Genomic DNA, 16,096 nt, shown 5'->3' with positions numbered 1-16,096 from the left:
GTGGGGCGCCTTTCTTTTTACTTCTCCGGGATCAAACCGCGGGGGCTGAACCTCAGCACCAACAAGAGGATCACACCCATGGTCAACAACCGCATATGGGCTGCACTGTCGATCAGGTGTTTCTTCAACCCGCTGCCTTCCGGCATGCCGGCGGTGATGACCTCCATCAGCCAAAGCCCCATTGGCTCCACCTGGACCCAAAGGAACCAGATCAGGAAACCACCCAGCACGGCACCAAGGTTGTTGCCGGAGCCACCCACAATCACCATCACCCAGATCAGGAAGGTGTAGCGCAGGGGCTGGTAGGTTCCCGGCGTCAACTGGCCGTCCAGTGTGGTCATCATTGCACCGGCAATGCCGCAGACCGCAGACCCCAACACAAAGATCTGCAAGTGACGGTTGGTCACATCTTTGCCCATGGCTTCGGCCGCAACTTCATTGTCACGAATGGCGCGCATCATCCGGCCCCATGGGCTCTTCAGTGCCAATTGCGCCATGACAAAGATGATCACCAAGACAATGGCAAACAGGACCGAGTAGTTGAGCTTCACAAACAGCGAACTTGCGGTCGCTGGGTCAAGCCCAAGTCCCTCTGCGCGGTTCACAAAGCTGGAGGTGTTTTGCAAATCGATCTCATAAGGCACCGGACGGTCCAGCCCCACGACGTTCTTCACCCCACGGGCCAGCCAGTCTTCGTTTTTCATCACCGCGATGATGATCTCGGCAATGCCCAGCGTCGCAATGGCAAGGTAGTCGGAACGCAGACCAAGCGCGGTCTTGCCAATCAACCAAGCCACACCCGATGCCAACAAACCGCCCATGGGCCAGGCCAGCAGAACCGGAAGGTTTAAACCACCAAGGTTGCCTTGCAGCGCCGGATTGATCGCTTCCACAGCGGCCACACCTGGATCAAAGATGCCGCGATACAGGAAGAAGCCAACAACCAAAATGGCAATGGTTGCGATGTTACGCGCACGCCCGGTAGCCATACGTTGGCGCACCATCACGGTGCCAACAATTGTCCCAGCACCTGCCAGCAAGGCGATGACTATCCGCCACCCGCCAGCGCTCCACGCGCCGTCAACCGGGGCCGCAGAGGTCAGCACAACAGCCAGGCCACCAAGAGCGACAAAGCCCATGACACCCACGTTAAACAGGCCTGCAAACCCCCACTGCAGATTTACTCCCAAAGCCATGATGGCAGAGATCAAACCCATGTTTAGAATAAGCAAGGCGACGTTCCAGCTCTGCATTATGCCGGTCAGTGCAATCATCGCAAAGACCAGCCCAAACAGAGCGGCAGTTCTTGTTGTATCGCTCATACCGATTTCCCCTTGAACAGGCCGGTTGGCTTAAACAGCAGGACCACAATCAGGATCACAAAGCTGACGGCAAATTTGTAGTCTGTGCTCAAAAGCTGCACGAGGCTGGACGGTTCCAAACTTTCCGGCAGCATGTATTTCAGCACTTTTTTCCATGCGTAGGTGATGGTGACTTCGCTAAACGCAATCACAAAACCACCAGCAATAGCACCCAACGGGCTGCCAAGACCGCCAACAATCGCCGAAGCAAAAATAGGCAGCAAAAGCTGGAAGTAGACAAAGGGTTTGAAGGATTTGTCGAGGCCGTAAAGCACACCGGCGGTGGTCGCCAATGCGGCCACGATCAGCCATGTGTACATCACCACACGCTCGGGATTGATCCCGGACAGCAGTGCCAGATCTTCGTTGTCCGAATAGGCGCGCATCGACTTACCCGTGCGGGTGCGGTTCAGGAACCAGAAGAGCAGCGCCACACAGATCACAGCCACCACAACGGTGATGCCTTGTGTGGTTTTGATGGCCAGGCCTTCTTTGAGGCCGGTCATTGCTTTGAATTCACGCACAGAGATGATGAACCGCTCGCCATCGGCAAAGCGTTGATCGTTTGGTCCAATGATAAAGCGCACCAGACCGTTCATGATAAACATCACGCCCATCGACACGATCACCAGGATCACTGGTTTGGCCTTTTGTTCGCGGTAGAAGCGATAGACCACCCGATCCGTGAACAGCACCAATACCATCGTACCCAGAATCGCAAATGGCAGGGCAAGAAGCGCGGTTGGCAACGGGCCGAAGCTCACGCCCATCGACTGCAGCAGCCATGTGATCAACACGGCCAGCATCGCGCCAAACGCCATAGTGTCGCCATGGGCAAAGTTGGAAAACCGCAAAATGCCGTAGATCAGCGTAACACCCAGCGCGCCAAGCGCCAGTTGGCTGCCATAGGCAATCGCGGGGATGATGACAAAGTTAGAAAGCGCCACAAGGGCGTTGAGAAAGTCCATTTAGTTACCTCTCCCGCGTCGTTTGATTTTTGTTTTTGCGCCGGGTCATAGTGTCTCCATTGTGCAATCGAACACGATGATCTCGCGTTTGTTGGATTGAAACGGCTTAGGCTCAGGATTGGGAATGGTTCGCGTGTGGTAGAGCCGATAGATGCCCGCTTCGGCTTGCTGAAAATTCCTTTCAAGAGGTGGCATTTTTGGCCCAATCCAGCCGTTGCGCCGCTCATCTTTGTGGGCTGTTTTCCACATCCGGTCGATCTTAGGCACCATGCTCATCTGGCGATAAGTCGACTGAGGTGAAGTTTTCCAACCTGAAGTCATTGATACATCGACCCGACGTTGCCAGTCGTCAAACTTGTCGCCGCCAATATAAAGTCGTGTCGCAAAGGTGTCTTGTCCCATGGACAAGCGTGCAGCCGCTCCGGTATGATCCGTGCACACGCCTGTTTTATCGCAAAGCTTTACAGAGCTGCATTGCAAAGCGACCGGTGCATAGGGGGTAACGACAATCGCTTGTGCGGTAGCCGGCAGAAGGCAGGCAATCATGAGCGCTAAACTGCGCATCGTACTACCCCCCCAAGAACGATTTGCGGACTTCTTCATCCGCGAGAAGGTCTTTGCCGGTGCCAGTAAAGGCATTGCGGCCTTGCACCAGCACATAGCCTTTGTCGGCGATCTCCAAAGCCTGACGGGCGTTTTGTTCAACCATCAGGATCGGGATGCCCGTGCGGCTCACTTCGATGATCCGGTCAAACAGCTCGTCCATCACGATGGGCGACACACCTGCAGTTGGTTCATCGAGCATCAGCACCTTTGGCTGGGTCATCAGCGCGCGGCCCACGGCCACCTGCTGACGCTGACCACCAGACAATTCGCCCGCGGGCTGGTTGCGTTTGTCTTTCAGGATTGGAAAGAGACCGTAGACCTGCTCCATAGTGTCGAGAAAGTCATCTTTGCGGATGAACGCGCCCATCTCGAGGTTTTCTTCCACTGTCATCGAGGTGAAAATGTTGTTCACCTGCGGGACAAACCCCATGCCCTTGGCAACTCGAGCTTGAGGCGAGAGGCTTGTGATGTCCTCGCCATCCAGTCGCACCGAGCCTTGGCGTAGGTTCAACATGCCAAACACCGCTTTCATGCCTGTCGATTTGCCAGCACCGTTGGGGCCAACAATCACGGCAATCTCACCCGGATTCACCGCAATGGTACAGTCATGCAAAATGTCTGGCCCATCTTTGCCGTAGCCACCGGTCATGCTGTCGCCAACCAAGAAAGCGTCCGTTGTGTTCATTTCTTTGCCGGTCCCCACGGCGGGCGTCATTTCGCTTCCGCCTTTGGGGTTGGCTATCGTGGCGTCTTTGTTGCCGCGATCGTCCTGATACGGGTTTCCCGTCATCACTCACTCCCCGCTGAAATCGCATTTTGGGATCGATTGTTGCACCTCCGCGATACAGTCGCGATACAGACGCAATACCGACGTGCCATTTTGGCCCTTATGCGTTCAGCTGTTCCTTGTTTTTGAGCCCGGTACCGAGGTAAGCCTCGATCACCTGTTCGTTGGCTTTGATCTCATCCAAAGTGCCTTCTGCGAGCACTTTGCCTTCGGCCATACAGATCACAGGGTCACACAGGCGCCCAATGAAATCCATGTCATGCTCGATCACCACAAACGTGTAATTTCGCTCTTTGTTCAGACGGATAATCGCATCACCAATGGTGTTCAGCAGTGTGCGGTTTACACCAGCGCCAACTTCATCAAGGAACACGATCTTGGCATCCACCATCATGGTGCGCCCCAGCTCCAGAAGCTTCTTCTGACCGCCGGAAATCTGACCAGCCTTGTGATCCGCAAGATGCTCAACTGTAAGGAATTCAAGCACTTCGTCGGCCTTCGCCCGCAGCGCACGCTCCTCGTCTGCAATCCGTTTACGACCAAACCAGGTGTTCCAAAGCGTCTCACCGGACTGTGCACCAGGCACCATCATCAGGTTCTCACGACAGCTCATCGAGCTGAACTCATGAGCAATCTGAAACGTCCGCAACAGGCCCTTATGGAAGAGCTCATGTGGCGGCAGTCCGGTGATGTCTTCGCCGTCCATGGTCACCCGTCCGGAAGTTGGTTGCAAAACCCCGGCGATCACATTGAAAAGAGTGGTTTTTCCGGCCCCGTTTGGCCCGATAAGTCCGGTGATTGACCCCGGTTCGATTTTCAGGTTCGCCCCATCTACAGCGCGAAACCCCCCAAAATGTTTGTGAACGTCTTCTACGACGATCATAGCATTTCCCCCATGCGCAGTTCGTGCCGCGCCTTATATATTGAAAAACAGCCCGGACAAGCCGGGCTGTTTTGGGTCTCAAATCAACAAGTGATTAGCGGTACTTAGCGGTTTCGATCTTGCCGCCGTCGATGACGATCTGGCGGTAGTTGCCGGCCGACTCACCGGAACCAATCAGCTCAACCGCAGTTGCACCCACGTAGTCAATGTCTCCGCCACCCGCGAGGATATCAAGCGCCTTGCCCAACTCGCCAGGGAAGATTTGCTCGCCCGGTGCGTTGGCCACGTCCATAATTTTCTCTTTGTATGCCGCAGGATCGCTAGAACCAGCCGCCTGCATCGCCAGCAGGATCAGTGCCGCCGCATCGTAGCTTTCTGGTGTGAAAGGAGATGTTGCGTCAAACGCGCCGCCAACCAAATCGTTGAACTTCGCAGCGCCAGGGCTGTCGGTGCCTGGGTGCTGACCAGTGGACCCTTCGATTTCGTCACCGAAGTTTTCCTGCAGCTTGTTGGAGATCATGCCATCTGGGAAGTGGAAAGTGTCAAACGCGCCGGAATCGATTGCAGCGCGCACGATGCCGGAACCACCTTGGTCAACGTAACCGGCAACAACCAGACGATCGCCGCCCGCGGATGCCAGCGCACCAACTTCCGCAGAGTAGTCCGCTTTGCCGTCTTCGTGTGCCGCGTTGATGGTCACAGAGCCACCAGCCGCTTCAAACGCAGCTTGGAAGCTGTCTGCCAGACCTTTGCCGTAGTCGTTGTTGGTGTAGGTCACGGCAACTTCTTTGATGCCTTCCTCCATTAGCACTTCGGTCATCACAACACCCTGACGGGCATCAGATGGCGCGGTGCGGAAGAACAGGCCGTTGTCTTCGTTGTTGGCGTGGCTCAGGCCAGGGGAGGTCGCGGATGGGGACACCATCACAACACCGTTGGCAACGGCTACGTTATTCAGGATCGCGCCAGTCACACCGGAGCAGTCTGCACCCATGATGCCTTTCACGCCTTCCGACGTGATCAAACGCTCTGCTGCTGCGGAAGCAGCTGCGGCGTCAACACATGTGGAGTCAGCACGCACTGAAGCAACGGTGGACCCGCCCAGCAGCTTGCCGCTGTCAGACACTTCTTTCATCGCCAGTTCCGCACCGTCAGCCATGGATGGTGTCAGAGATTCAATTGGACCGGTGAAGCCGAGGATCACACCCAGCTTGATTTCTTCTGCGGATGCGGCGCCAGCCAGCAATGCGCCAGTGGCGGATGCCAAGAGCAGCTTTTTCATTTTGGAAACTCCCTATTGGTTTTTTTGTTGTTCCGAGGCTGAGCCTATGCGGGGAGATTTCAAAAGAAAAGAGGTCGATGACTGATTTTTGATCATGCAACTGGCGCAGAATGTGTGAAGGTGAGAGCAGGTGTTTCCTCAACCTTTGGACGGGATATTATGCGCTGCGGAATTCGATCTATTGCTCTGTTTTTACTCGTATCTTTCCCAACGGTTGCGGTGTCTTCGGAACTTGAGACATCCCAAGGCAAGGTTCATATTTCCGCGGTTGTTGAACGCTTAAAGGGGCCTTGGGCCTTTGCCTTTTTACCTCGTGGCGAACTATTGATCACAGAAAAACGCGGTAAGCTTTTACATGTTACCGCTAGCGGTGTCAGGTCCACTGTCAAAGGCCTCCCACCGATTCACGTTCAGGGGCAGGGCGGCTTACTCGACGTTATTGTGGCGAATGACTTTGAGCAGTCACGAACCGTGTTTCTTTCTTATGTCAGCAAACAAAAAGGCGGTGCTGGTACGGCTGTAATGCGCGCGCGCCTATCAGAGGACGGCAAGCGTCTTTCTGACCAAAGGAAGATTTTTGAGATGGCAGCTGGGAGTTCGGGAGGACGACATTTCGGCAGCCGGATTGTGCAAGCCAGAGACGGTACTCTTTATGTCACCATTGGCGAGCGCGGGGACCGTCCTGCGGCGCAGTCTCTAGAGAGACATGAAGGATCAATTGTGCGGTTTTCACCAGATGGGGCGGTTCCTGCCAGCAATCCCTTTTATGCAACCGGTGGAGCGCAAAAGGAAATTTGGAGCTTTGGCCATCGCAATCCGCAAGGTCTGGCACTGGACATAAGTGGGCGGCTCTGGGCTGTGGAGCATGGTGCTAAGGGCGGGGATGAACTCAATCTGATCCAAAAAGGCGCAAACTATGGCTGGCCGGTGATTTCTTACGGCACACATTATTCAGGGTTCAAGATCGGGGAGGGCACTGCCAAATCTGGCATGCGGCAACCGGCATTTTATTGGGACCCGTCAATCGCCCCCTCTGGATTTATGATCTATTCGGGCAAGCTCTGGCCAAAGTGGAAAGGCGATTTCTTTGTCGGTAGCTTGAAGTTTGACTACATCAGCCGACTTTCTGGAGCCGCACCAAGAGAAGTCGAAAAACTCAAAGGCCCAAGCACGAAACGTGTTCGGGACGTGCGCGAGGGACCTGGCGGTGGTATTTGGTTCTTGTCTGAAGACAAAGGAACGCTTTACCGAATGACACCGGGTGGATAGGTTGAAACGACCCTAACCGTTTCAATTTTCTGTGGATTCACGATGATCAAGAATTGCCTTCTTTCCGCTGCCTTTGTTTTAACGGCGTCTGCGTCGCTAGAGGCACAAACCAATCTGCGGACCCAATTCAACCAGGCTCTGGCTTTGTTCAACGAACTGGTCATGAACAAGGAAATTGGTGAAGCGATCGATATGATCCAGCCGGATTTAGTTCTGAGTGACTCGGAAAAGGCCGAGTACAATGCGGCGTTGAGCGAGGCGTTTCCTGATCCTTTTGTTGGATCGTCAACGGTGCAGTCTGCCACGCTAAAAAGCGGGTTTCGCCAAGAGATGTTGGCTTATTGGACCGAGGGTGGCGACTACCTTTACCTCTATATAGTGATGCACACACAAGGTGCGCAACAACAGGTCATTCACGTGGAGCATACCACCACGTTTTCCAAGTTCATTTCTCGTTTCTAGGCTAGATTGACAGGCGTGAGCTCTGACTTCCTCGCTCGCGGTACGGCGTGGTCTCGTAGTGTGCGCGATAGCATTTGGAGAAGTGGCTGGGTGATGCAAAACCGCAGGCCAAAGCCACATTAATCACGCTCATATCTGTTTGCATCAACAGGTTACGCGCCTTTTGAAGGCGTAGTTCCATGTAGTAGCGCTTGGGGGAGCGGTTTAAATAGCGCCGAAACAGTCGCTCCAATTGGCGGGTCGACATGCCCACTTCTTTGGCGAGTAAAGAGGGGCTGATGGGTTCTTCGATGTTGGCTTCCATCATTTGGATGACCATCGACAGCTTTGGATGGCGCACGCCAATGCGGGTGGGAACAGACAGACGTTGCGTGTCTTGGTCTGTCCGGATGGAACTGTAGATTTGCTGGTCCGCAACCCAATTCGCGACGTCTTCGCCCAAATCTTGCGCGATCAGTTTCAAAAACAAATCTATCGAAGACGTACCGCCAGCGGTGGTCATACGATTTGTGTCGATGGTGAAAACTGATTTTGACAGCTCGACCTCATCAAATTCCTCGGCAAAACTGTCCTGATTCTCCCAATGAATGGTAGCGCGTTTTCCGTCCAGCAAACCGGCCTTGGCCATGCAAAATGAGGCTGTACACAGACCTATGACTGGCGGGCCCTTGCGAGCTTCGCGACGCAGCCAATTGAGCAGTTTTTTGGTTGTGGCTTGCTGAATGTTTGTGCCGCCGCACAAGACAATTGTGTCGTCCCTGCGAAGATCTCCAAGGTCGTCATCCAGCTTAAAAGTTGTGTTTGTGGAACAACTTACGGTGTCGCCACCTTCACCAACCAAGATCCAAGAGTAGTGTTCGCCGCCCATCTGACGATTGGCCAAGCGCAGGCAATCAATAGCGGAGGCAAAGGACAGCAGGGTAAACTTGTCCAGAAGCACAAAAACAAAACGGCGCGATTTCGCGTCGATTTCACCAGGAGCGAGTGCCGAAGTCATTGACATCGTTTCCTTTTCTATGAGGGAGTGCGCACATTGAATTGCGGCGAGTTGACCGATTAAACGAAACATTCACCAAACGCGTCAAGGCCCGATATTTCATCTATGGCGCCGGGACAAGAGCTTTTGTATAAGGCCTCATTAACTTGTCTAATTGGAGTAAAGACAATGGCTGACTGGCAAAAATCTGACTGGCGCAATAAGCCCCGGGTTCAGATGCCTGACTATCTGGATGATGCTGAGCTCAAGGCTGTGGAAGCCAAGCTCGCAAGTTATCCGCCATTGGTCTTTGCCGGCGAAGCGCGCCGCCTCAAAGCTCAGCTTGGTGCCGCTTCTCGCGGCGAGGCCTTTTTGTTGCAGGGCGGGGATTGTGCGGAGAGCTTTGAACAGTTCAGCGCAGATGGCATCCGCGACACGTTCAAAGTGATGCTGCAGATGGCGATGGTGCTGACCTATGGCGCAAAGGTTCCAGTGGTGAAAGTTGGCCGCATGGCTGGCCAGTTTGCCAAGCCGCGTTCCGCGCCTAAAGAATCCGTGGATGGTGTGGAACTGCCAAGCTACCGTGGTGACATCATCAATGAATTGGCATTCACGTCTGATGCGAGAATCCCCAACCCAAACAAGATGTTGCAGGCCTATACTCAAGCCGCTGCGACATTGAACCTGTTGCGTGCTTTTTCTACAGGCGGCTATGCTGACGTGCATCAGGTGCACTCTTGGACTCTGGGCTTCACCGAGGGCGAGAAGGCCACCAAGTATCGTGATATGGCCAACCGTATCAGTGACACTTTGGACTTCATGAAAGCTGCCGGAGTGACATCCGAACGGTTGCATTCGCTGCAAACCGTCGACTTCTACACCAGTCACGAATCGTTGCTTCTGGAATATGAAGAGGCGCTGACACGTCTGGATTCGACGTCTGGCAAATGGTTGGCAGGCTCCGGGCACATGATCTGGATTGGCGACCGTACCCGTCAGCCAGATGGCGCGCATGTTGAGTTTGCCCGCGGGGTGCAAAACCCAATTGGTCTGAAGTGTGGTCCAACCACCACCGCCGAGGACCTTAAGGTCTTGATAGAAAAGCTGAATCCTGAGAACGAAGCAGGTCGCCTGACCCTAATCGCGCGTTTTGGCGCTGGTAGTGTTGGCGATCACCTGCCGCGGCTGATCAAAGCGGTTCAGGAAGAGGGGGCCAATGTGCTTTGGACCTGTGATCCAATGCACGGCAACACGATCAAATCGGCCACCGGTTACAAAACTCGTCCGTTTGACAGTGTTCTGCGCGAAGTGCGTGAGTTCTTTGGTGTGCACAAAGCCGAAGGCACCATTCCGGGCGGTGTGCATTTCGAGATGACCGGTCAAGATGTGACGGAGTGCACCGGCGGTGTGCGGGCAGTGACCGAAGAAGATCTCTCGGCGCGTTATCACACAGCGTGCGACCCGCGTCTGAATGCGAGTCAGTCTCTGGAGCTTGCATTCTTGGTGGCAGAAGAGCTGTCTGACCGGGATCAAACGAAAGCCGCTGCTGCGGTCTAAACCGGTTCAAACGCAAGCAAATAAGGGCCGCGCAATTGCGCGGCTCTTTTTTGTTGGGAAAAGCAAAAATACCGCAAATTGCCTCTTGCATCCCCCCAACAGATGAAGCTAAACACCGCTCCACAGAGAGACGGTCAACTGACCAACGCTCTGATGCGGAGAGGTGGCCGAGTGGTCGAAGGCGCACGCCTGGAAAGTGTGTAGGCGGGAAACCGTCTCCAGGGTTCGAATCCCTGTCTCTCCGCCACACACCCCAGTGGAAATTATTTAGCTTGGTCAATCGCTTAAGCGAATTATTGATATGGTGTCTGGACCGACAGAAGTCAGCCTTTTTGCACGATGAATTCTAGAAAACCGTCGGATTCTGCCATGCTGACAAAGGTGTGGCCAGTTTCGTTGCAGAAATGCGGCACGTCGACAATGGCCGCAGGATCATCTGCAAGTAGGCGCACTTTTGCTCCGGTTTCCAAGGGTTCCATACGCTTGCGCAGACGCAAAACGGGCAGGGGGCACAACAGGCCAATTGCATCAATTTCCAAATCCATATGTTGGACATAAGTGGGATGTAACAATGTGTCCACAGGGATGTGACCACCTGTACCCGTGACCTTCTTTTGCAGTTGGTCTAAGGGTGGGGCATGTTTGGAATTGATATCATCGACGCGGGACTTTTGCCTGCGATGTTTGTTGCGCTGGCGGCGGGTATGATCTCGTTTCTTAGCCCCTGTGTGCTGCCCATCGTGCCACCCTACCTGGCCTATATGAGCGGGGTCAGCATGTCGGAACTCACCACGGAGCAAGAGGCGCGGCGGAAGGCGATTGTCGCAGCCTTGTTCTTTGTAATGGGCCTGTCGACGGTGTTTCTGTTTCTCGGGTTCACGGCATCTGTATTTGGCGCATTCTTCCTGCAAAATCAGGAGCTTTTCAGCAAGATTGCTGGCGGTGTGGTGATTGTCTTTGGTCTGCATTTTCTAAACGTGTTTCGCATTCCGTTTCTGGACCGTGAAGCTCGGATTGAAACGGGGGAAACAGGCGGGTCGGCCTTTGGGGCCTATGTGTTGGGTCTTGCGTTTGCTTTTGGCTGGACGCCTTGCATTGGGCCACAGCTCGGCGCGATTCTGTCGCTTGCGGCAGGTGAAGCTTCCATCGCGCGTGGAACCGTTCTGTTGGGGGTATATGCGGCTGGCTTGGGCATTCCCTTTCTATTGGCGGCAATCTTCCTGAACCGCGCCATGGGCGTGATGAACAAGCTTAAGCGCCATATGGGCACGATCGAGAAGGTCATGGGTGGATTGCTGTTGTTTGTAGGCGTGATGTTGATCACAGGTGCGTTCTCGACCTTCTCCTACTGGCTTCTGGAAACCTTTCCCGTGCTTGCAACCCTCGGATAAGGCTTAATTTTGCCAAAGTGAGCGGTTACACTTGTCTGCAAAGGAGAGGCAGGCGATGGCAGAGCCCCAGCACAGGCAAGTAAAGACGCGCCGGGTATTCTATATCCCCGGCTACGATCCGATTCATCCGCGGCGCTATCGCGAGCTGTACCGCAAAGAAGGCGCGGCGCAGGCGGAGGTTTCTGACTATGACCTGGCTCTTTCTCCTAAGACGTCCAAAGGCGGCCCCTATGGATGGCATGTAGCAGGCCATATTGAGGGACATGAGGCACAGTGCGACGTTGAGGTGTTGGTGTGGTCCGACATTGTGCGCGACAGCATGGAGCAGGGCATAGTGTCGACTTACGGGCAGCTTCTGCGGACAGCCTGGACCTATATCGGCTCAGGTGCGTTGTGGCGGCTGATGCAGTTGCGCAAAGGACCGGTGATTGCGGCGCTCTATCCGGTGGTTTTTTTGTTGGTGCAGCTGTTTCTGGCCTTGTTGGTTGCTTGGGGCGTTGGCAAAGGGCTGGCGATGATTTTTCCAGAGTGGACGGCGGTGTTTGGGCTGATAGTGGTGTTGCCAATTCTTCAATGGTTTCAGAAGCATGACGGAAAGTTCTTTGCCTACTACCTGATGCATGACTACGCCTACTCAGCCTCCACCAAAGGCGCAAACCCTTCCGAGCTGGAAGCGCGGATGGGTGAGTTTGCGGATCGCATTGAAGAAGCCTTACTATCGGATTGTGACGAGGTGTTGGTGGTTGGGCATTCCAGCGGGGCACATTTGGCGGTGTCAGTGTTGGCGGATTTGATCCGGGATGAGTGTGTGCCGGAGAGCGGTCCGGCGCTTGGGTTTTTGTCGTTGGGACAAGTGGTTCCAATGGTGTCGTTCTTGCCTAAAGCGGAACGGTTGCGGGCGGATTTGATGTATCTGTGTCAACGGACTGAGCTGGCGTGGGTCGACGTAACTGCGCCAGGGGATGGCTGTGCCTTTGCGATGTGTGATCCGGTGGCTGTGTCAGGTGTTGCGCCAGACGAGGGCAAGCGGTGGCCTTTGGTTTTTTCGGCGGCTTTCACTCAAACGCTGTCGGAAGAGCGGTGGGCGGAACTGCGGTGGCGGTTCTTTCGGCTGCATTTTCAATACCTTTGCGCATTTGATCGGCCCGGCGACTATGACTACTTTCGTATCACGGCCGGGCCAAAAACATTGGCGGAGCGCTATGCAGGACGTCAGGCATCTGGCTCTCGTATTGAAAAGCCAGTCAATAAATTCACCTCGGTGGCTTCATGATTCCTCCAAAACCGACGCCACGGCCGGAAAAAGTCACGCTGCGACAGTACGTGAAGCTCTTTCGCAAAGACCTTTTGTCGGCGCAGCCTGCGAAATTGTATCGCGCCTGGATGGCGGAGTTTCGCACGCCGTTTTTCCGCTCCTACATGATCAACCAACCTTCGTTAATAAAAACTGTTTTGAAGGAACGGCCAGATGATTTCCCTAAATCTCAACGGGTTAGCGAAGGTCTGAAACCTCTTTTGGGGGAATCGGTGTTCTTGACCAATGGCGAGACCTGGAAACGGCAGCGGCGGATTATTGATCCGGCTTTTGAGGGTGGACGGCTGCGCGACACCTTTCCGGCGATGTGGGCAGCAAGCGAGGCGGCGGTGGCGCGGCTAGAAGCGCATGTGGGGCAAGCTGTTGAGATCGAAGAGGAAACCAGTCACGCGGCGGCAGATGTGATCTTTCGAACTTTGTTCTCGATTCCGATTGAGCATGAAGTTGCAGGCAAGGTGTTTGACGAATTCCGCACCTATCAGCGCAGTGCCCCCATTGTGAATTTGGGTGCATTCCTTCCACTACCACGTTGGTTTCCAAAGTTTTTCCGGGAAGACACAAAGCGCACAGCCGCTAGTATTCGTGGGTTGATCACCCAACTTACCGAAGAGCGGATGCAGGCCATTCAGGCCGGTGACGCGCCGGATGATTTGGCGACCAAGATCATGACTACGGTCGATCCTGAAACAGGAAAGTCCTTTGACACCAATGAGATGGTCGATCAGGTGGCGATATTTTTTCTGGCAGGACATGAAACCAGTGCGTCGGCTTTGGCCTGGACGCTGTATCTTTGCGCGCTGTTTCCCGAGTGGCAGGAGAAAATCGCTGAGGAAGCCGCGGGATTGACCGAGGATTTTAGTGCGGTCAGCAAGTTGAAAATCAGTCGGGATGTGTTCCGAGAGGCGCTGCGATTGTATCCGCCGGTGCCCATGATGGTGCGGGAGACGACTTGTCCGGAACATTTTCGTGATCGCGATATTGCCGTTGAATCTCAGGTGGTTATATCGCCTTGGCATCTGCATCGGCAGGAGCGGTTGTGGGACAATCCAGACGGGTTTGACCCAACGCGATGGCAAACGGACAATGGCAAAAAATGCATGCGCGAGGCCTATGTGCCGTTTTCGGCGGGCAGTCGTGTATGTACCGGCGCGGGCTTTGCCATGGTGGAGGGGGTCCTGATGTTGTCGATGATCCTGAAACATTTCCGGATCACGCCAGTAGGACGCGCGCCAGTGCCGATTGCCCATCTGACAGTGCGGTCGCGGGATGGGATTAACCTTCGAATCGAGCGGCGAAACTGACGTCGGTATTTTGTCTGTATCGCGATTGTTTCGCGGAGGTGCGAATTTCCGAATTCTGACCCATTAACAAACAGGGCGCCCGAAGGCGCCCTGTGTTGCGTTTAGTCTTGATGCCACCAGACACTTGGCAGCCATTCCACCCCGTCACCGTAGATCGGCAAGTTGTCTTTCGGGTAGTGCAGCTCTTTCTGGTGGGCGATGCGACCCACGGCATATTTCCAGACTGGAATCACATAACGGCCAGAGGTCAGCACGCGGTCGAGCGCCTTGGTGGCGGCGACAAAGTCGTCTTGTGATGTGGAGGTCAGCATCTCGTTAATCATGGCGTCGATGGCCGGAGATTTTACCCCCATCAGGTTTCGAGAGCCGGTTTGATCCGCAGCCGCAGAGCCCCAGTAGAGGTTCTGCTCGTTTCCGGGAGAGAGCGAGAGTGCGCGCCGGTAGTTGGTGATGTCAAAATCAAAGGCGGCGGTGCGTTCGGTGTACTGCGGGCCGTCCACCTGGGTGACGGTCAGCTCCACGCCGAGGCCTTCCAGCGCTTTGGAGTAGATGTCGACAATGGCTTTGTTCTCAGAATCGCCCTGTTTGAGCAAAATTTCCAGTGCGAGCACTTCGCCGTTTGCATTTTGCAGCTTGCCGTCCACCACGGAGTAGCCCGCGTCTTCCATCAGCGCCATTGCTTTGCGCAGGTTGGCGCGGTTGCGGATGGAGCCGTCAGACTTTGGCAAAGAATAACCCGCAAGCGCCTCTGGAGGAAGTTGATCAGCAAAAGGCTGCAGGAATTCTGCCACGCGGCCTTGGGCTGGGCCTTCTTCCATGCCCAAGAGGGAGCCGGAAAAGAAAGACGTGATGCGCGGCTGGCGGGAGCCGGTCATGGTATCGTTGATGAATTCGAAGTTGAACACATGCATCAGCGCGTCGCGCACTCGGATGTCGTCCAATGGGGCTTTGCGGGTGTTCATCACCAAACCTGTGATGCCGGAGGGTTTTTGATGTGGGATTTCCGATTTCACGATGTCGCCGGATTGGGCGAGGGGGAAATCGTAATTGGCAGCCCATTTTTCAGCGTTGAATTCACGGGTAAAGGAGATTTCGCCCGCTTTGAAGGCTTCAAACATCACGTCGCCATCGCCGAAGAAGTCGATTTTGATCTCGTCAAAGTTGTGTGTCCCGTTGCGGAACGGCAGATCTTTGCCCCAATAATCCTCGTTCCGAGACAAGGTGACAAACCGGCCGGCCTCAAAGTCGGAGACCACATAGGGTGCGGTGCCAAGTGGGACGTCCTGAAGTGTGATGTCTTCAAAAGTTTTGCCGTCAAACTGCGCCTTTTGCAGGATGGGGCGCAGGCCGGCGATCAGGGCCAATTCGCGGTCCTCGGTGTTGAAGGTGATGCGTACAGTCCGCTCGCCGGTGGCTTCGATGCTGCCCACTTTGCCCCAGAAACCGCGGTAGCGCGGGTGGCCAACGGTGCCGAGGGTTTCATACGACCAGATCACATCTTCGACGGTGACCGGGCTGCCATCAGAGAATCGGGCTTCTTCACGCAGGGTAAATTCGACCCAGGAGCGGTCTTCAGGTGTCTCAATCGATTCGGCCAGTAGACCGTATAGGGCGAATGGTTCATCCCAATTGCGCCCCATGAGCGATTCATATCCAAAGAACCGGAGTTGCCACGGCACAGTGCCTTTCCGGACAAAAGGGTTAAGAGAGTCAAAACTGCCGCCATTGCCTGTGACCACGCGCCCGCCCTTGGGGGCATCGGGGTTGGCGTAGGGCAGAGACACAAAATCATGTGGGAGAGCGGGATCACCATACATAGCGATGCCATGCTGGGGCTCTGCGAAGGTTTGCGTGCCGACCAGTGTGAGCGCCAGCGCGGCGGCGGCACTGGTGACTTTGGGGAAACGTATTGGTGTCATTGCCTGAACAATCCTGTTG

15 protein-coding genes and 1 tRNA gene are annotated in these 16,096 nt (G+C 54.8%); 7 read left to right on the top strand and 9 right to left on the bottom strand.

Annotated elements, in window-relative coordinates; all coding sequences use genetic code 11:
- Positions 1 to 17: 17 nt before the first annotated feature.
- The 6 genes from JXR15_RS12395 to JXR15_RS12370 all read right to left on the bottom strand — a co-directional run bounded on the left by JXR15_RS12395 (position 18) and on the right by JXR15_RS12370 (position 5,887).
- On the bottom strand, positions 18 to 1,322 hold the full coding sequence (locus JXR15_RS12395; protein WP_422053516.1) for a branched-chain amino acid ABC transporter permease: 1,305 nt from the start codon (positions 1,320 to 1,322) through the stop codon (positions 18 to 20).
- A complete protein-coding gene (locus JXR15_RS12390) occupies positions 1,319 to 2,329 on the bottom strand; it encodes a branched-chain amino acid ABC transporter permease (RefSeq protein ID WP_422053515.1) in 1,011 nt (336 codons plus the stop codon). The genes JXR15_RS12395 and JXR15_RS12390 overlap by 4 nt, the downstream gene beginning before the upstream one ends.
- Before the next feature lie 45 nt (positions 2,330 to 2,374).
- Positions 2,375 to 2,893: a hypothetical protein gene (locus tag JXR15_RS12385; protein ID WP_422053514.1), complete on the bottom strand. Its 519-nt coding sequence runs from the start codon at positions 2,891 to 2,893 to the stop codon at positions 2,375 to 2,377.
- A 4-nt stretch (positions 2,894 to 2,897) separates the two neighbouring features.
- Positions 2,898 to 3,725, bottom strand: a complete 828-nt coding sequence (locus JXR15_RS12380) for an ABC transporter ATP-binding protein (protein WP_299420942.1) — start codon at positions 3,723 to 3,725, stop codon at positions 2,898 to 2,900.
- Between the two features lie 97 nt (positions 3,726 to 3,822).
- Positions 3,823 to 4,605, bottom strand: coding sequence for an ABC transporter ATP-binding protein (locus tag JXR15_RS12375; RefSeq protein ID WP_299420939.1), 783 nt, complete (start codon positions 4,603 to 4,605; stop codon positions 3,823 to 3,825).
- A 94-nt stretch (positions 4,606 to 4,699) separates the two neighbouring features.
- Positions 4,700 to 5,887 carry an ABC transporter substrate-binding protein gene (locus tag JXR15_RS12370; protein WP_422053513.1) on the bottom strand — a complete coding sequence of 396 codons (1,188 nt, stop codon included), beginning with the start codon at positions 5,885 to 5,887 and terminating at the stop codon, positions 4,700 to 4,702.
- Positions 5,888 to 6,046: 159 nt separating this feature from the next.
- Here JXR15_RS12370 and JXR15_RS12365 point away from each other — a divergent pair, with 159 nt between their 5' ends.
- Both JXR15_RS12365 and JXR15_RS12360 read left to right on the top strand, forming a co-directional pair.
- Positions 6,047 to 7,156: a PQQ-dependent sugar dehydrogenase gene (locus tag JXR15_RS12365; protein WP_422053512.1), complete on the top strand. Its 1,110-nt coding sequence runs from the start codon at positions 6,047 to 6,049 to the stop codon at positions 7,154 to 7,156.
- Between the two features lie 42 nt (positions 7,157 to 7,198).
- Positions 7,199 to 7,618: a hypothetical protein gene (locus tag JXR15_RS12360; protein WP_422053511.1), complete on the top strand. Its 420-nt coding sequence runs from the start codon at positions 7,199 to 7,201 to the stop codon at positions 7,616 to 7,618.
- A 1-nt stretch (position 7,619) separates the two neighbouring features.
- On the opposite strand, the gene JXR15_RS12355 is transcribed toward JXR15_RS12360, so the two are convergent.
- Positions 7,620 to 8,615, bottom strand: a complete 996-nt coding sequence (locus tag JXR15_RS12355; RefSeq protein WP_422053510.1) for a GlxA family transcriptional regulator — start codon at positions 8,613 to 8,615, stop codon at positions 7,620 to 7,622.
- Between the two features lie 168 nt (positions 8,616 to 8,783).
- Here JXR15_RS12355 and JXR15_RS12350 point away from each other — a divergent pair, with 168 nt between their 5' ends.
- A complete protein-coding gene (locus tag JXR15_RS12350) occupies positions 8,784 to 10,151 on the top strand; it encodes a class II 3-deoxy-7-phosphoheptulonate synthase (RefSeq protein ID WP_422053509.1) in 1,368 nt (455 codons plus the stop codon).
- Positions 10,152 to 10,308: 157 nt separating this feature from the next.
- Positions 10,309 to 10,398, top strand: a tRNA-Ser gene (locus JXR15_RS12345).
- A gap of 76 nt (positions 10,399 to 10,474) precedes the next feature.
- Here the strand turns inward: JXR15_RS12345 and JXR15_RS12340 are convergent.
- Positions 10,475 to 10,696 (bottom strand): sulfurtransferase TusA family protein, encoded by a 222-nt coding sequence (locus JXR15_RS12340; protein WP_422053508.1) that lies wholly within the window; start codon positions 10,694 to 10,696, stop codon positions 10,475 to 10,477.
- Positions 10,697 to 10,789: 93 nt separating this feature from the next.
- Between JXR15_RS12340 and JXR15_RS12335 the strand changes: the two genes are divergently transcribed.
- Genes JXR15_RS12335 through JXR15_RS12325 form a run of 3 tightly spaced genes read left to right on the top strand, consistent with a single transcriptional unit; the run spans position 10,790 to position 14,158 of the window.
- Positions 10,790 to 11,542, top strand: coding sequence for a cytochrome c biogenesis CcdA family protein (locus tag JXR15_RS12335; RefSeq protein ID WP_422053507.1), 753 nt, complete (start codon positions 10,790 to 10,792; stop codon positions 11,540 to 11,542).
- 55 nt (positions 11,543 to 11,597) lie between these two features.
- The gene (locus JXR15_RS12330; RefSeq protein ID WP_422053506.1) at positions 11,598 to 12,815 is read left to right on the top strand and encodes a hypothetical protein; all 1,218 of its coding nucleotides are present in this window, start codon (positions 11,598 to 11,600) and stop codon (positions 12,813 to 12,815) included.
- Positions 12,812 to 14,158 (top strand): cytochrome P450, encoded by a 1,347-nt coding sequence (locus tag JXR15_RS12325; RefSeq protein WP_422053505.1) that lies wholly within the window; start codon positions 12,812 to 12,814, stop codon positions 14,156 to 14,158. Before JXR15_RS12330 ends, JXR15_RS12325 begins: the two co-directional genes overlap by 4 nt.
- A 101-nt stretch (positions 14,159 to 14,259) precedes the next feature.
- Here JXR15_RS12325 and JXR15_RS12320 read toward each other — a convergent pair whose 3' ends face one another.
- Positions 14,260 to 16,077, bottom strand: a complete 1,818-nt coding sequence (locus JXR15_RS12320; protein WP_422053504.1) for an extracellular solute-binding protein — start codon at positions 16,075 to 16,077, stop codon at positions 14,260 to 14,262.
- Between the last annotated feature and the right edge of the window lie 19 nt (positions 16,078 to 16,096).

This window comes from Shimia sp., assembly GCF_049116215.1.
GTDB lineage: Bacteria > Pseudomonadota > Alphaproteobacteria > Rhodobacterales > Rhodobacteraceae > Shimia.
Note: the sequence above shows the minus strand (reverse complement) of the source record. Positions and strands in the feature narration are given on the sequence as shown.

What these genes read in the sequence shown, in the direction of transcription:
- JXR15_RS12350 (WP_422053509.1), top strand. Translation starts at nt 8,784, where the DNA reads ATGGCTGACTGGCAAAAATCTGACTGGCGCAATAAGCCCCGGGTTCAG.
- JXR15_RS12355 (WP_422053510.1), bottom strand. Translation starts at nt 8,615, where the DNA reads ATGACTTCGGCACTCGCTCCTGGTGAAATCGACGCGAAATCGCGCCGT.
- JXR15_RS12370 (WP_422053513.1), bottom strand. Translation starts at nt 5,887, where the DNA reads ATGAAAAAGCTGCTCTTGGCATCCGCCACTGGCGCATTGCTGGCTGGC.
- JXR15_RS12325 (WP_422053505.1), top strand. Translation starts at nt 12,812, where the DNA reads ATGATTCCTCCAAAACCGACGCCACGGCCGGAAAAAGTCACGCTGCGA.
- JXR15_RS12340 (WP_422053508.1), bottom strand. Translation starts at nt 10,696, where the DNA reads ATGGATTTGGAAATTGATGCAATTGGCCTGTTGTGCCCCCTGCCCGTT.
- JXR15_RS12390 (WP_422053515.1), bottom strand. Translation starts at nt 2,329, where the DNA reads ATGGACTTTCTCAACGCCCTTGTGGCGCTTTCTAACTTTGTCATCATC.
- JXR15_RS12385 (WP_422053514.1), bottom strand. Translation starts at nt 2,893, where the DNA reads ATGCGCAGTTTAGCGCTCATGATTGCCTGCCTTCTGCCGGCTACCGCA.
- JXR15_RS12380 (WP_299420942.1), bottom strand. Translation starts at nt 3,725, where the DNA reads ATGACGGGAAACCCGTATCAGGACGATCGCGGCAACAAAGACGCCACG.
- JXR15_RS12330 (WP_422053506.1), top strand. Translation starts at nt 11,598, where the DNA reads ATGGCAGAGCCCCAGCACAGGCAAGTAAAGACGCGCCGGGTATTCTAT.
- JXR15_RS12365 (WP_422053512.1), top strand. Translation starts at nt 6,047, where the DNA reads ATGCGCTGCGGAATTCGATCTATTGCTCTGTTTTTACTCGTATCTTTC.
- JXR15_RS12360 (WP_422053511.1), top strand. Translation starts at nt 7,199, where the DNA reads ATGATCAAGAATTGCCTTCTTTCCGCTGCCTTTGTTTTAACGGCGTCT.
- JXR15_RS12395 (WP_422053516.1), bottom strand. Translation starts at nt 1,322, where the DNA reads ATGAGCGATACAACAAGAACTGCCGCTCTGTTTGGGCTGGTCTTTGCG.
- JXR15_RS12320 (WP_422053504.1), bottom strand. Translation starts at nt 16,077, where the DNA reads ATGACACCAATACGTTTCCCCAAAGTCACCAGTGCCGCCGCCGCGCTG.
- JXR15_RS12335 (WP_422053507.1), top strand. Translation starts at nt 10,790, where the DNA reads ATGTTTGGAATTGATATCATCGACGCGGGACTTTTGCCTGCGATGTTT.
- JXR15_RS12375 (WP_299420939.1), bottom strand. Translation starts at nt 4,605, where the DNA reads ATGATCGTCGTAGAAGACGTTCACAAACATTTTGGGGGGTTTCGCGCT.